The sequence below is a fragment of the Streptomyces sp. NPDC053673 genome (assembly GCF_055585225.1).
Genome location: NZ_JBVJKN010000014.1, coordinates 110,718 through 123,929, shown reverse-complemented (window position 1 = coordinate 123,929; position 13,212 = coordinate 110,718). Strand labels below are relative to the sequence as shown.

Below are 13,212 nucleotides of genomic sequence, written 5' to 3'. Positions count from 1 at the left end.
ATGACCCGATGTGCGTCAGGCTCCGGACCCGCCCGGGGTGAGCCGGACGTCCCTCGCGCGGGCGTGGAGCGTCACGCCGGCATCGCCGACCGAGACATCGGTCGGGGTGAGCCCGGCGGGCAGCTCCGGCACGGTGCGCTGACGGCCCTCGAAGGCCGCGGCGATACGGGGGCCCGCCGGGTCGACCGGCCGCCCCGCGAACGACGCGGCGACGGGCACCACGGTGATGGTGCGCCCGGCCAGCCGCAGCTCGGCGACGACAACCAGCGGCAGACCGAGGAACTCACGCTCGACGCGCAGGCGTCCGTCCGCGTCCGCGGAGAGCGAAGCGCCCTCGCCGGGACCGGCGCCGAAGGAGCCGAAGGGCGCGGTGAACCGTGCGTCGGCGGCAGCGGCCGTGTACGCACCGGCCTTTTCCCTGACGTCGCGCAGCTCCACCGACGCCTGTACGGGCTGCCCTTCCCCGGTCACGGCGTCGGCCCGTACCGCCACCCGGGGGAACGTTCCCTCTGCGGCGTTCAGCAGGAAGGGGAAGGCGTCGATGCTCACCCGCGGGGTGCCGACCACGGCACTCTGCGCTCCGGCGATCCGCTCGGCGAGCCGCTCCTCGGCGACCGCGGCGGCGATCCGGTCGGCGAGGGGCAGCGCGGCGAGTACCGCACCCAGCGCGAGCGACGTCCACAGCAGCCGTCTTGGGCCGCGGGCCAAAATCCGGATCACGCTGAGCCTTTCACGCCGACGAGGGAGGCGCTGCCCGGCGCGGGAGCGGCCGGGGCCGGGACGTGGCCGTCGTCCTCGACGGCCATGTGCGGCAGCAGCAGGTCCAGCCAGCGGGGCAGCCACCAGTTGGCGCGGCCCAGCAGGACCATCGTGGACGGGACGAGAACGCCGCGGACGACGGTGGCGTCCAGCGCGACGGCCGTGGCCAGGCCGATGCCGAACATCTTGACCACGGGGTCGTCGGACAGCAGGTAGCTGAGGAAGACGCTGACCATGATCAGTGCGGCGGAGGTGATGATCCGCCCGGTTGCGGCGAGCCCGGTGATCACGGCCCGCAGGGTGTCCCCGTCGCGCAGATAGGCCGCCCGGACCGCGCTGAGCAGGAAGACCTCGTAGTCCATGGAGAGTCCGAACAGTACGGCGAACATCAGCAGGGGGACGTATCCGGGGATCGGTATCGGGCCTTCGAGCCCGATCAGGGACGCGCCCCAGCCCCACTGGAAGACCGCGGTGAGCACACCGCAGGACGCGGCGACCGAAACCAGGTTCATCAGTGCGGCCTTCACCGCGACGACCGGGGAGCGGAAGGCTGCCAGCAGGAGCAGAGCGGCGACGGCGAGGACGAAGCCCACGACCAGCGGCAGCCGCCGGCCCAGACGTTCGTTCAGATCGGCCTGGGCGGCGGTGGCTCCGCCGACATGGGTCACCTGGCCGGTGCCCGCGGTGGCGTCGGGCAGGGTCTCGTCCCTCAGCAGATGGACCAGTTCGACGGTGGCCGGGTCGCCGGGCGCGGTGGTGGGGGTGACCTGCCAGCGCGCGTGTGTGCCGTCGGCGTCCAGCTGCGCGGGTCCGACGGCCGTGACGCCGTGGGCCGTGCGCAGGGCGGCGGTGACGTCCGTGATCCGGGTGTCGCCGGGGCCGGACGCCGGGGTGGGCAGCGTGGACACGATCTGCAGGGGGCCGTTGGCGCCGGGGCCGAAGGCGTCGGCCAGCCGGTCGTACGCGGTCCGGCTCGCCGTTCCGGTGGCTTTGTCGCCCGCGTCGAGCTGACCGAAGGTCAACTGCGCGGCGGGGGCGGCGAGCACACCGGTAAGGACGAGCGCGGCCAGGAGACAGCGCCACGGCCGCGAGGCCACGTACCCGGCGATGCGGCCCCAGCCGCGGAGGCGCTCCTGTCCGGCTTCAGGGCGTTCCCGGCCGGCATCGGGGCGCTCCTGTCCGGCATCGGGGTGTTCCCGTCCGGCATCGGGCAGCGCCGCGCCGGACGTCTCCCCGCGCCCTGGGTCCGTCTCCTCGTTCGCGGGGTCCGTCGCCCCGCTCACGGGGTCCGTCGCACGCGCCTTGGGTGTGAGCCGCCGCCCGAGCAGCGAGAGCACGGCGGGCAGCAGGGTGAGCGTGGCCGCCATGGCGACCAGTACGGCGATCCCCGGCGCGAGCGCCAGCGCGTGGAGCAGCGGCAGGCCGCCCAGCGCGAGCCCGGCGAGCGCGGCGATGACCGCGCTGCCCGCGAACACGACGGCCTTGCCGGAGCCGGCCGTGGTGCGCGCGGCCGCCTCCTCGACGCCCAGGCCGGCCGCCCGCAGCTCACGGAACCTGGTCAGGCAGAAGAGCGTGTAGTCGATGCCCACGCCGAGACCGATCATCGCCGCGATGGTCGTGCCCGAGGACGGCATGTCCATCAGGTGGCCCGCCAGGCCGATCGCACACAGGGAGACGGCCAGGCCGATCGTCCCCGTGAGCAGCGGGACCCCCGCCGCGACCAGGCTGCCGAAGCCCACGGCGAGGATGACGAAGGCGGCCGCCAGCCCGATGATCTCGCTGTGCCCGCTGGAGCCCTTGTCCGCGGCGGCGGCGAGATCGCCGCCGGGGGTCACCTCGATGCCGGCCCCGGTGGCCTCGGCGGCCGCGTCCGTGATGCTCCGGGTGGTTCCGGGCGTGATGTCCCGGCCGGTGACGTCGAGTTCGACCACGAGCTGACCCGTCCGGCCATCGGCACTGAGGGCGCCGCGGCCCGCCGGTTCGTAGGGCGTGGTGACGGCCGTGACGTGTGCCACGTCCTCGATGGCCCGCGCGGCCTCCTCGACCGCCTCGCGCTGCCCGGCCGCGGTGAGGGGCGGGGCGCCCGGCGGTGCGTACAGGACGACGGGCTGCCGGCCGGAGGCCGCGTCGGAGAAGGCTCTGGCCGTGTCCCGTGCCGCCTGGCTGTCGCTGCCCGGGATGGTCACGGCCTCGGTGGTGGCCGTTCCGAACACGCCCACCGCGGCGGCCACGGCGGTGAGCAGAAGCAGCCAGGCGGCCACGGTCCGCTTGGGTCTGCGGGCGCACCAGCGCCCTACGGACAGGAGCATCGGATGAGCCGTCCCTCTCGTGCGGCGGAAGTTATTGCACTCGGCGTGCAATCCGCACAGTTGCATCGAGAGTGCAACAATGTCAACGCAGGGATGGGAGGAGCCGACGTGAAGCAGCCGCAGCCGCAACCACAGGCGGAATCGCAGGCGCCGGGCAGCGCCCGGACGGGCACCCGGGAAACGGTGCAGGGCGAAGCTCGTGAACGGGCGCGCGGCGGCGCGCGGGACGGCCGCACCGAGCGCGGCCGGCAGACCCGCGAGAAGATCGCCGACGCGATGCTGTCCCTGCTGGACGAGGGGCAGACGCAGTTCCCGGCGGACCGTGTCGCCGAGCGCGCCGGGGTGTCCCGGCGCCTGGTGTTCCATCACTTCGCCGACATGGCGCAGCTCGCGGACACCGCCATCGCCCGGCGCCTGGACCAGCTGGCCGCACAGATCAAGCCGTTGCCGACGGACGGGCCGCGGGAGGCGCGGGTGGCGGCGCTCGTCGAGCAGCGCGCCCGCATCCTGGAGTGGATCACGCCGGCGCGGCTGACCATGATGCGGATGGACCAGCTCTCCGAGCGCGTCGACGAGGCCACCCGGCAGGTCATGCACTTCGCCCGGCAGCGGCTGACCGAGATCTTCGCCGTGGAGCTCGGCCGGCTCCCGGAGGGACGCAGGGCCGACCTGCTCAACGGGCTGGACGCGGTGACCACATGGGGCGCCTGGTACCACTGGCGCAGCGGCGGCCTGGAGCCGGAGGCCGCCCGCCGTGCGATGGAGACCACGGTGCACGCGCTGCTCGCCGTGTCCGACCGGCCGGACGAGCGGCCGCACGAGCGACCGGACGACTTGCCGCACGAGCGTCCGGACGGGCGGCCGGAGGGACGGCCGGAGACCTGCCACGACCCCGAGCCGCGGGAATGATCTCAGTCAATGGTCCCCGGATCTCAGATCCGGTGGCCGTCCGCCTATTCTCGTCCCCATGCTGACCATCACCCAGGCCCTGTACGACCAGATCGTCGCCCACGCCCGCGCGGACCACCCCGACGAGGCCTGCGGCGTGGTCGCAGGACCCGTCGGCGAGGGACGGCCCGAGCGGTTCATCCCGATGCTGAACGCCGCCCGCTCGCCCACGTTCTACGAGTTCGACTCGGCGGATCTGCTCAAGCTGTACCGGGAGATGGACGACCGCGACGAGGAGCCGGTGATCATCTACCACTCCCACACGGCGACCGAGGCCTACCCGTCCCGTACCGACATCTCGTACGCCAACGAGCCCGGCGCGCACTACGTCCTGGTGTCCACGGCGGACACGGACGACGCGGGACCGTTCCAGTTCCGCTCGTTCCGGATCGTCGAGGGTGAGATCACCGAGGAGGACGTCAAGGTCGTCGAGGCGTACTGAGTACCGAGCGTCCGCCTGACGAACAGTTCGGGTCCACGATGCGAGATCACATTCCGGGAGCCGGAGCGGGAATCGTTACGATGACCGCATGGTTTCGAACGACGTGAGCGAGAAGACGCCGGGCATGCTGCTCGTTGCGCGGCTGCACGTCGACCTGTGCCGCCTCGCCAGCGCCATCTGTACGCGCTGCGCGGACCGCCGTCCGGCCTGAGCCACGGCCCCGAGCGCACCACCCTCCGCACCAACCCCCGCGCGGGGGGCCGAGCCGCGCGCCCCACACGTATCGCCCCTACGTCCTTCCGACAGGAGCCCATGCCATGGCCATCGAGGTCCGCATCCCGACCATCCTCCGCACCTACACCGACGGCGCCAAGGCCGTGGAGGGCAACGGGGACACCCTCGCCGAGCTCTTCGCCGACCTGGAGACCCGGCACACCGGAATCCAGACCCGGATCGTGGACGGGGACCAGCTGCGGCGCTTCGTGAACGTGTACCTGAACGACGAGGACGTCCGTTTCCTCGACGGCATCTCCACCAAGCTGTCCGACGGCGACAACGTCACGATTCTGCCGGCCGTGGCCGGCGGCATGGTCTGATCCCGGATGCGCTACGACTCCCCGCTCGCCGCGGTCGGCAACACGCCGCTGGTCCGGCTGCCCCGGCTCTCCCTGTCGGAGGACGTCCGCATCTGGGCCAAGCTCGAGGACCGCAACCCGACCGGCTCGGTCAAGGACCGCCCCGCGCTCCACATGATCGAGCAGGCGGAGAAGGACGGCCGGCTCACCCCCGGCTGCACGATCCTGGAGCCGACCAGCGGCAACACCGGGATCTCGCTGGCGATGGCGGCGAAGCTCAAGGGCTACGGCATCGTCTGCGTGATGCCGGAGAACACCTCGCAGGAGCGCCGTGACCTGCTCACGATGTGGGGCGCCGAGATCATCTCGTCGCCGGCCGCGGGCGGCTCCAACACGGCGGTCCGCGTCGCGAAGGAGCTGGCCGCCGAACATCCGGACTGGGTGATGCTCTACCAGTACGGCAACCCGGACAACGCGGGCGCCCACTACGCCACCACCGGCCCCGAGATCCTCGCCGACCTGCCCTCCGTCACCCACTTCGTCGCGGGCCTCGGCACCACGGGCACGCTCATGGGCGTCGGCCGCTTCCTGCGCGAGCACAAGCCCGACATCAAGATCGTCGCCGCGGAGCCGCGCTACGACGACCTCGTCTACGGCCTGCGCAACCTCGACGAGGGCTTCGTCCCGGAGCTGTACGACGCCTCCGTCCTCACCTCCCGCTTCTCGGTCGGCTCGGCCGACGCGGTGGCCCGCACCCGTGAGCTCCTGCAGCAGGAGGGCATCTTCGCGGGCGTGTCCACGGGCGCGGCGCTGCACGCCGCGATCGGTGTCGGCAAGAAGGCGCTCAAGGCGGGCGAGTCCGCGGACATCGTCTTCGTCGTCGCCGACGGCGGCTGGAAGTACCTCTCGACGGGCGTCTACACGGCCCCGACGACCGAGGCCGCGATCGAAACGCTGCACGGCCAGCTCTGGGCCTGACCCGGGACCCCGCCCCGGACACCCGGGGAGCCCGCGCCCGGACCCCGCTCCTCGATCGCCGGACGGGCCGGCAGACCCGGCCGCGTCCGGCGATCGAGGACGCGCCTCAAGGGCGTACGGGGCTCCGGGGCTCGCCCCGGTTACGGCGACAGGTGCCGCACCTGGTCCCACAGCAGCGGGTCCACCACCCCGACACGGCGGCGGAAGTCGCGGACCCGGACCTCCCGCACCTCATCCGTCTCCAGGAAGCTCGGGCGGCCGTGCGCGTCGCCCACCGCACCCGGCGGGAGCGGGATCACGCCGGGGCGCGCGTCGTGGTACTTGCTGGTGATCTTGGCGACGCGGGCCGCGCCGCCGTGGACCCGCAGGACCAGGCACGGCCGGTCCTTGGAGCCGGGTCCGTCCTCGTACGGAACATCCGCCCACCAGATCTCGCCCGGCTGCGGACGCCGCTTCGGGCCGGCCGGCGCCGGGGGACCTGCCACGCGCCCGCGCGGCCTGCCGGGCGGGCGCACCCGCCCCCCGGGCCGTACCCGCATCACCGCAGCCACCAGCGCGATCACCACCACCGCGCCGAGCGCCAGCCACCAGGACGTATCCATACCTCAGACGGTACCGGCGCGCACCCGGTGCCGTGCGCACCGCACACACGCCCGCGCACCTCGTCCTATCCGGTGACAGGGCAGGTGAGTTCCCCCACAACGAGCCGCCGCGAAGGAGCGGCCGACCCCTTCGCGCCGTACGCTCAACAAACCGCACGACCTCCCCCGCGCTCGCCCCTCAGCCCGCCCCGTTCCCCGTTCACGAACGACCGTCCACGGAGGTTCAAGCTCCATGAAGCTCACCGTCGTCGGCTGCTCGGGGTCGTTCCCGTCCGCGGAATCGGCCTGTTCGAGCTACCTCGTAGAGGCCGACGGCTTCCGGCTGCTCCTCGACATGGGTAACGGCGCCCTCGGCGAGCTGCAGCGCCACATCGGTCTCTACGACCTCGACGCCATCTTTCTCAGTCATCTGCACGCGGACCACTGCATCGACATGTGCGGATACTTCGTGGCCCGCTACTACCGCCACGACGGCGGCCGCTGCGACGCCATCCCGGTGTACGCGCCCGAGGGTGCGGAGCAGCGCCTCACCACCGCCTACGCGGACACCCCCTCGGACAAGTCGATGAGCGAGGTCTTCGACTTCCACACGCTCAAGCCGGGCTCCTTCGAGATCGGCCCGTTCTCGGTCCGCACGGAGAAGGTCGCGCACCCCGTGGACACCTTCGCCATCCGCGTCGAACACGACGGCCGCTCGCTCACGTACTCCGGCGACACGGGCGTCTGCGACCCCCTCGTCGAGCTCGCCGACGGCACCGACCTCTTCCTCTGCGAGGCGGCCTTCACGCACGGCAAGGAAGACATCCCGGACCTCCACCTCAACGGCCGGGAGGCCGGAGCCCACGCCGCCCGTGCCGGGGCGCGGCGTCTCGTGCTCACCCACATCCCGCCGTGGACGGACGCCGAGCGGAACCTGGCGGACGCCCGCGCGGTGTACGACGGGCCCGCCGAGCTGGCGGTCGCGGGCGCGGTCTACGAGATCTAGGGCCTGTCCTCGTAGCGCAGCAGTGCAGCGCCGATGTGCCGCAGTACCGAAGCAGCGCAGTACCGATGTGCCGCAGTACCGCGCAGGCCCCCTTCGGCCCGCCTCGCTAAAATTACGTGAAAGCGACACATCGCCCTGATCTGCGAGGACACATGGCCGATGACGTCATGGACCGCCCGCCCCCGCCCAGCTCGCACCACAAGGAGGGGCCGGGGGAGCTCAAGCACAACGCGATCGGGTTCCTCGACGCGCTGGTCATCGGCATCAACTCCACCTCGCCCGCGTACTCCCTCGCCGCGGTCATCGGCGCGGTCGTGGCTCTGGTGGGCATCTACGCCCCCGGCGTGGTGCTCGCGTCCTTCGTGCCGATGCTGCTGATCGCGTCGGCATTCTTCTACCTCAACAGGGTCGACCAGGACTGCGGCACGACGTTCTCGTGGGTCACCCGGGCCATGGGCCCCTGGGCGGGGTGGATCGGCGGCTGGGCGATCATGATGACCGGCGTGCTGGTGGTCGGCTCGCTCGCCGACGTCGCCGTCGGCTTCGGCCTGCTCACCGTCGGCCCGGACAGCTGGGCCGCGAACGACTTCGTACGCCAGCTGCTGACAGTGGTCGTCATCCTCGTGATGACGACCATCTGCGTCATCGGCACCGAGGCGTCGGCCCATGTGCAGAACGTGCTCATCCTGGCCCAGGTCGTCTCGCTGCTCGCCTTCGCCGTCGTCGCGATCTACCGCGTCTACGCGGGTACGAGCCCCCTCGGTCCCGTCCAACCGGAGATCGAGTGGCTGAACCCGTTCGGGGCCGGCGGCGCCGCACTGACCGGAGGTCTGCTGCTGGGCGTGTTCATGTACTGGGGCTGGGAGTCGGCGGTCAACCTCACCGAAGAGGTCAGGAACTCGGCAAGTGCCCCCGGACGAGCCGGCATCTGGTCGACGATCGTGCTGCTGGTGACGTACCTGTCGGTCGGCATCGCGGTCGTGGCGTTCGCCGGACCGGCCTTCCTCGCCGAGAACGCCGCCAAGGAGGAGTTCGTCTTCGCCCTGCTCGCAGGTCAGGTCATGGGCGGCTGGGACTGGCTGGTGCTGTTCGCGGTCTCGACGTCCGCGCTGGCCTCGACGCAGACGACGATCATCCCGTCGTCGCGCACGGGACTGTCGATGGCCCGCCGGGGTGCGCTGCCGTCCGTCTTCGCCCGGATCCACCCGCGCTTCCGTACGCCGTACGTGAGCACGTGGGCCGTCGCCGTCGTCGCCATCGCCTGGTACCTCGGCGTCAGCCGGATCAGCGAGAACGCCCTCTTCGACTCGCTCACTGCACTGTCGCTGCTCATCGCGTTCTACTACGCGCTGACCGGAGTCGCCTGCGCCGTGTACTACCGGCGCCAGCTGACCGAGAGCGTCCGCAACTTCTTCCTCATCGGGGTGGGCCCGCTGATCGGCGCTGCGCTGCTGGCATGGCTGCTCGTGGAGTCCGTCATCGACATGTCCGACCCCGCGAACTCCTACAGCGGTGTCTCGTGGTTCGGCTTCGGCCCGCCACTCGTCATCGGCATCTTCATCCTGATCGTGGGGCTGTTGCTCATGGCTGCGCGACGCCTCACGGCAGCGAGGTTCTGGAGCGAGCGCCCCGGGGTGGCCGACCCCGAGGTCGCACGCGGCACCAAGGGGCCCTGGGATGTAGGTCGTCCTGGGGTATGACGAGTCGCCCGGCTCGGTGCGTGCGCTGCGGGTCGCGCTCGAGGTGTCGGCGGCGTTCGGCGAACCGCTCGTGCTGGTCTTCGGAGCGCGGCCCCGGGCGTGCTGCGGGAGGAGTACCGGGCCCACTACGAAGCCATCCGGCAGACCGGACGTATCGCCCTCGCGCACGCGGTCGAGGCCGCCGACGACGCGGGCGTACCGTCGGCCGTCGAGATCATCGACAAGAAACCGGCGGAGGCGCTCCTCGAAGCAGCCGGCCGCCATGACGCGCGGGTGATCATCGTCGGCAGTTACGGCGAGAGCCCGATGCGGGACGCTCTGCTCGGCTCGACCCCGCACAAGCTGCTGCATCTGTCGACGGTCCCGGTGCTGTGCGTGCCGGCCGAGGAGCGAGGCCGAGGAGTGAGGCCGAGGAGCGAGCGGAGCCAGACCGGTGGAGTGAGCGCAGTGAGCGGGCAAGGCCGAGGTATGCGGAAAGCCCCGCCCTCCGGTACGGAAGGCGGGGCATCTGCGTGCGTGCTTGCGAGAACCGCTTACTTGGCCTCGGCCTTCTGCAGCTCCGCCAGCTCCTCGTCGGACTCGCGGCCCGGCGTCGGGAGGTTGAACTTGGTGATCGCGAAGCGGAAGACCACGTAGTAGACCGCCGCGAAGCAGAGGCCCACCAGAGCCAGGCCCCACGGGTTGGACGCGATACCCAGGTTCAGGAAGAAGTCCACCGCGCCGGCCGAGAAGCCGAAGCCGTCCCGCATGCCGAGCGCCCAGGTCAGCGCCATCGAGACACCGGTCAGCACCGCGTGGACCGCGTACAGCACCGGAGCGATGAACATGAACGTGAACTCGATCGGCTCGGTCACACCGGTGAGGAACGAGGTCAGCGCGAGGGAGAACATCATGCCGCCGATGACCTTGCGGCGCTCGGGGCGGGCGCAGTGCACGATCGCCAGGCAGGCCGCCGGGAGGGCGAACATCATGATCGGGAAGAAGCCGGTCATGAACTGTCCGGCGGTCGGGTCGCCGGCGAGGAAGCGCCCGATGTCGCCGCTCTTGCCCTCGTACGTGCCGGCCTGGAACCACGGGAAGGAGTTCAGCAGGTGGTGCATGCCGATCGGGATCAGCGCACGGTTGGCGACACCGAAGATGCCCGCGCCGGCCGCCCCGGAGCCGACCAGCCACTCGCCGACGTTGTGCAGACCCGTGCCGAGGACCGGCCAGATCAGGCCGAAGACGATGCCGATGACCAGGCCCGCGAAGGCGGAGAGGATCGGGACGAGGCGGCGACCGCCGAAGAAGCCCGCCCAGTCCGGCAGCTTGGTCCGGTAGAACTTCTGGTACAGCAGGGCGACGACGATGCCCATCACCACGCCGCCGAGGACCTTGGCGTCCACCGGGGCCTCGGTCATGACGATCTTGCCGTCGACGACCTTGGCGACCTTGTCCAGGTTCGGGTCCGTGAACGTGGCCAGCACGTTCTTGAAGACCAAGTAGCCGGTCACCGCAGCCAGCGCCGTCGAGCCGTCCGACTTCTTGGCGAAACCGATGGCGATACCGACGGCGAACAGCAGCGCCATGTTGGCGAGGATCGCGTCGCCACCGGCCGCCATGTACCCGGCTATCTTGGTGACGAAGTCCGGGAACGACTCCCTCGCGAGCATGTCGGGCTGGCCGAAACGCACGAGCAGCGCGGCCGCCGGCAGCACCGCGACCGGCAGCATGAGGCTGCGGCCGATGCGCTGCATGACAGCCATCACGCCGGCGCCCTTCTTCTTCTGGGCCGCGGGGGCGGCGCTAGCCGTGGACACAACTTCCTCCAGTGGGCAAGGCGCCGCCCGGGACCAGGGGCAGAGGGGGACGGCAGCGTCTCAGGGGGAACGCGGTGGTTTGAAACCGCGTGGTCTACACCAGTCAGAGGTGTAGACCTGTTGTAGCACGGTGAGGGTGGGATAAGGAACCTGTGATTTCTGTGGCCTCGGCCATAACCGGTCAATGCAGACAAAGGCCCTACGCCTTGGTGGCGTCCTTCTCCAGCTGTTCCTGGATCTCCTCCGGTTCCCGCCCGGGGGTTGGGATGTTGAACGCCGTGATGGCGATCCGGAAGATCACGTAGTAGACGACCGCGAAGCAGGCGCCGATCGGAATGATCAGCCATGGCTTCGTGTCCAGGTGCCAGTACACGATGTAGTCGATGAACCCGGCCGAGAAACTGAAGCCCGCGTGGACGCCGAGCGCCCAGGTGATCGCCATCGAGGCGCCCGTGAGCAGGGCGTGGATCCCGTACAGCAGCGGCGCCACGAACATGAAGGAGAACTCCAGCGGCTCGGTGACACCGGTGACGAAGGAGGTCAGGGCGGCCGCGAACATCAGGCCCCCCACCCGCTTGCGGTGCTCGGGCCGGGCGCAGTGCGTGATGGCGAGCGCGGCGGCCGGCAGGCCGAACATGAAGATCGGGAAGAAGCCGGACATGAACTGGCCCGCGGAGGGGTCCTCGGCGAAGAAGCGGGTGAGGTCGCCCTGGACGGTCGTGCCGTCCGGTTCGGTGTACTCGCCTGCCTGGAACCAGAAGAAGACGTTCAGGAACTGGTGCATTCCGATGGGGATGAGCAGACGGTTGGCGACACCGAAGATGCCCGCACCCCAGGCGCCGAGGTCGATCAGCTGCTTGGAGAACCAGTTCAGCGCGTCACCCACCGGCTCCCACAGGAGCCCGAACATTGCGCCCAGTGCGCAGCACAGGAACGCCATGATGATCGGGACGAGTCGCCGGCCGTTGAAGAAGCCGAGCCAGTCGACGAGCTTCGTGCGGTGGTAACGCTGCCAGATCGTGGCCGTCAGCAGGCCGATCAGAATGCCGCCGAGGACTCCGGGGTTCTGTGGAATGCCGTCCGGGGTCTTCTCGGTCACCGAGCCGGCGACCGGAAAGGCCTTGAGTACGTTGTGGTAGACGAGGAAGCCGGTCATGGCGGCGAGCGCGGTCGAGCCGTCGGCCTTCTTCGCGAAGCCGATGGCGATGCCGACGCAGAAGAGCAGCGGGAGTCCGAGGCTGGGGTCGAGGATGCCCAGGCCGGCTGTGAGGAGGACGTCCGACGTCTTGTCCCAGAATGCTCCGTGCAGATACGCCTCGAAGAGGCGGCCGAGGCCGACCAGCAGCCCGGCCGCCGGGAGGACCGCCACCGGCAGCTGGAGGCTCCGGCCGATCCTCTGGAGCCCGGGGAGGACCCCGCTCCGCCACTTCCGCTCCGGTGGTGCGGGCGCGGCCGCGCTCTCGGCACTCATCGGCGTCCTCCCGGAAGGGCCTCTCCTGACGGTCGTTGCACACTGGTGTAGACCAGTTGCGGTAGGCTCCCCGGGCCCGACCGCGGGCGGGGTGCCGGTGATCGTCATCATTCGATACGAGGCTGCTACTCGCTCGCGAAGTTGGGCCAACCGTGAGTTACCGTGACAAAACGGACCAGCGGCCCCGCCCCGGACCCCGGCCCAGAAGACCTAGGGAGAAACGTATGGCCAGCAAGGCTGAGAAGATCGTCGCCGGGCTCGGCGGTATCGACAACATCGAAGAGGTCGAGGGCTGCATCACCCGCCTCCGCACCGAGGTCGTGGACCCGAGCAAGGTCGACGAGGCCGCGCTGAAGGCCGCCGGCGCCCACGGCGTCGTCAAGATGGGTACCGCGATCCAGGTCGTCATCGGCACCGACGCCGACCCCATCGCCGCGGACATCGAAGACATGATGTGAGCGACGCACGCGAGGCCGCCGGGCCGCGGGTGGCGATGATGCCCGCGGTTTCGCCGAGTGGGCGGAGAAGCGAACCGAGGGCATGCGTGAGCGACGCACGCGAGGCCGCCGGGCCGCGGGTGGCGATGATGCCCGCGGTTTCGCCGAGTGGGCGGAGAAGCGAACCGAGGGCATGCGTGAGCGACG

13 protein-coding genes and 1 pseudogene are annotated in these 13,212 nt (G+C 70.7%); 9 read left to right on the top strand and 5 right to left on the bottom strand.

Features of this window, described 5'->3' with window-relative positions; genetic code table 11:
* Positions 1 to 15: 15 nt before the first annotated feature.
* Both ACZ6ZQ_RS21110 and ACZ6ZQ_RS21105 read right to left on the bottom strand, forming a co-directional pair.
* Complete coding sequence (locus ACZ6ZQ_RS21110; RefSeq protein ID WP_469770039.1) at positions 16 to 720, bottom strand: LmeA family phospholipid-binding protein; 705 nt, start codon at positions 718 to 720, stop codon at positions 16 to 18.
* Entirely contained in the window at positions 717 to 3,068 is a 2,352-nt protein-coding gene (locus tag ACZ6ZQ_RS21105; RefSeq protein ID WP_469770038.1) for an MMPL family transporter, read from the bottom strand. The genes ACZ6ZQ_RS21110 and ACZ6ZQ_RS21105 overlap by 4 nt, the downstream gene beginning before the upstream one ends.
* Positions 3,069 to 3,176: 108 nt before the next feature.
* Between ACZ6ZQ_RS21105 and ACZ6ZQ_RS21100 the strand changes: the two genes are divergently transcribed.
* The 5 genes from ACZ6ZQ_RS21100 to ACZ6ZQ_RS21080 all read left to right on the top strand — a co-directional run bounded on the left by ACZ6ZQ_RS21100 (position 3,177) and on the right by ACZ6ZQ_RS21080 (position 6,011).
* Positions 3,177 to 3,977 (top strand): TetR/AcrR family transcriptional regulator, encoded by an 801-nt coding sequence (locus ACZ6ZQ_RS21100; protein WP_469770037.1) that lies wholly within the window; start codon positions 3,177 to 3,179, stop codon positions 3,975 to 3,977.
* Positions 3,978 to 4,035: 58 nt separating this feature from the next.
* Positions 4,036 to 4,458 (top strand): M67 family metallopeptidase, encoded by a 423-nt coding sequence (locus tag ACZ6ZQ_RS21095; RefSeq protein ID WP_469770036.1) that lies wholly within the window; start codon positions 4,036 to 4,038, stop codon positions 4,456 to 4,458.
* Positions 4,459 to 4,546: 88 nt separating this feature from the next.
* Complete coding sequence (locus ACZ6ZQ_RS21090) at positions 4,547 to 4,669, top strand: putative leader peptide (RefSeq protein WP_453667952.1); 123 nt, start codon at positions 4,547 to 4,549, stop codon at positions 4,667 to 4,669.
* Positions 4,670 to 4,775: 106 nt separating this feature from the next.
* Complete coding sequence (locus tag ACZ6ZQ_RS21085; protein WP_469770035.1) at positions 4,776 to 5,054, top strand: MoaD/ThiS family protein; 279 nt, start codon at positions 4,776 to 4,778, stop codon at positions 5,052 to 5,054.
* 6 nt (positions 5,055 to 5,060) lie between these two features.
* Positions 5,061 to 6,011: a PLP-dependent cysteine synthase family protein gene (locus ACZ6ZQ_RS21080; protein WP_453667950.1), complete on the top strand. Its 951-nt coding sequence runs from the start codon at positions 5,061 to 5,063 to the stop codon at positions 6,009 to 6,011.
* Between the two features lie 140 nt (positions 6,012 to 6,151).
* Here the strand turns inward: ACZ6ZQ_RS21080 and ACZ6ZQ_RS21075 are convergent, their stop codons facing one another.
* Positions 6,152 to 6,613, bottom strand: coding sequence for a type II toxin-antitoxin system PemK/MazF family toxin (locus ACZ6ZQ_RS21075; protein ID WP_469770034.1), 462 nt, complete (start codon positions 6,611 to 6,613; stop codon positions 6,152 to 6,154).
* Positions 6,614 to 6,845: 232 nt separating this feature from the next.
* On the opposite strand from ACZ6ZQ_RS21075, the gene ACZ6ZQ_RS21070 reads away from it, so the two are divergent.
* The 3 genes and pseudogenes from ACZ6ZQ_RS21070 to ACZ6ZQ_RS21060 form a co-directional block, all read left to right on the top strand.
* Positions 6,846 to 7,598 carry an MBL fold metallo-hydrolase gene (locus ACZ6ZQ_RS21070; RefSeq protein ID WP_469770033.1) on the top strand — a complete coding sequence of 251 codons (753 nt, stop codon included), beginning with the start codon at positions 6,846 to 6,848 and terminating at the stop codon, positions 7,596 to 7,598.
* A 152-nt stretch (positions 7,599 to 7,750) separates the two neighbouring features.
* The gene (locus ACZ6ZQ_RS21065) at positions 7,751 to 9,298 is read left to right on the top strand and encodes an APC family permease (protein ID WP_469770032.1); all 1,548 of its coding nucleotides are present in this window, start codon (positions 7,751 to 7,753) and stop codon (positions 9,296 to 9,298) included.
* Positions 9,288 to 9,688, top strand: a pseudogene (locus ACZ6ZQ_RS21060) (universal stress protein); the annotation flags it as partial. The gene ACZ6ZQ_RS21065 and the pseudogene ACZ6ZQ_RS21060, both read left to right, overlap by 11 nt.
* Positions 9,689 to 9,831: 143 nt before the next feature.
* On the opposite strand, the gene ACZ6ZQ_RS21055 reads toward ACZ6ZQ_RS21060, so the two are convergent.
* Positions 9,832 to 11,097: a PTS transporter subunit EIIC gene (locus ACZ6ZQ_RS21055; RefSeq protein WP_469770031.1), complete on the bottom strand. Its 1,266-nt coding sequence runs from the start codon at positions 11,095 to 11,097 to the stop codon at positions 9,832 to 9,834.
* A 199-nt stretch (positions 11,098 to 11,296) separates the two neighbouring features.
* Positions 11,297 to 12,568 (bottom strand): PTS transporter subunit EIIC, encoded by a 1,272-nt coding sequence (locus ACZ6ZQ_RS21050; RefSeq protein ID WP_469770030.1) that lies wholly within the window; start codon positions 12,566 to 12,568, stop codon positions 11,297 to 11,299.
* Positions 12,569 to 12,792: 224 nt separating this feature from the next.
* Between ACZ6ZQ_RS21050 and ACZ6ZQ_RS21045 the strand changes: the two genes are divergently transcribed.
* Positions 12,793 to 13,026 carry a PTS sugar transporter subunit IIB gene (locus ACZ6ZQ_RS21045; protein WP_093660495.1) on the top strand — a complete coding sequence of 78 codons (234 nt, stop codon included), beginning with the start codon at positions 12,793 to 12,795 and terminating at the stop codon, positions 13,024 to 13,026.
* The last annotated feature ends 186 nt before the right edge of the window (positions 13,027 to 13,212 follow it).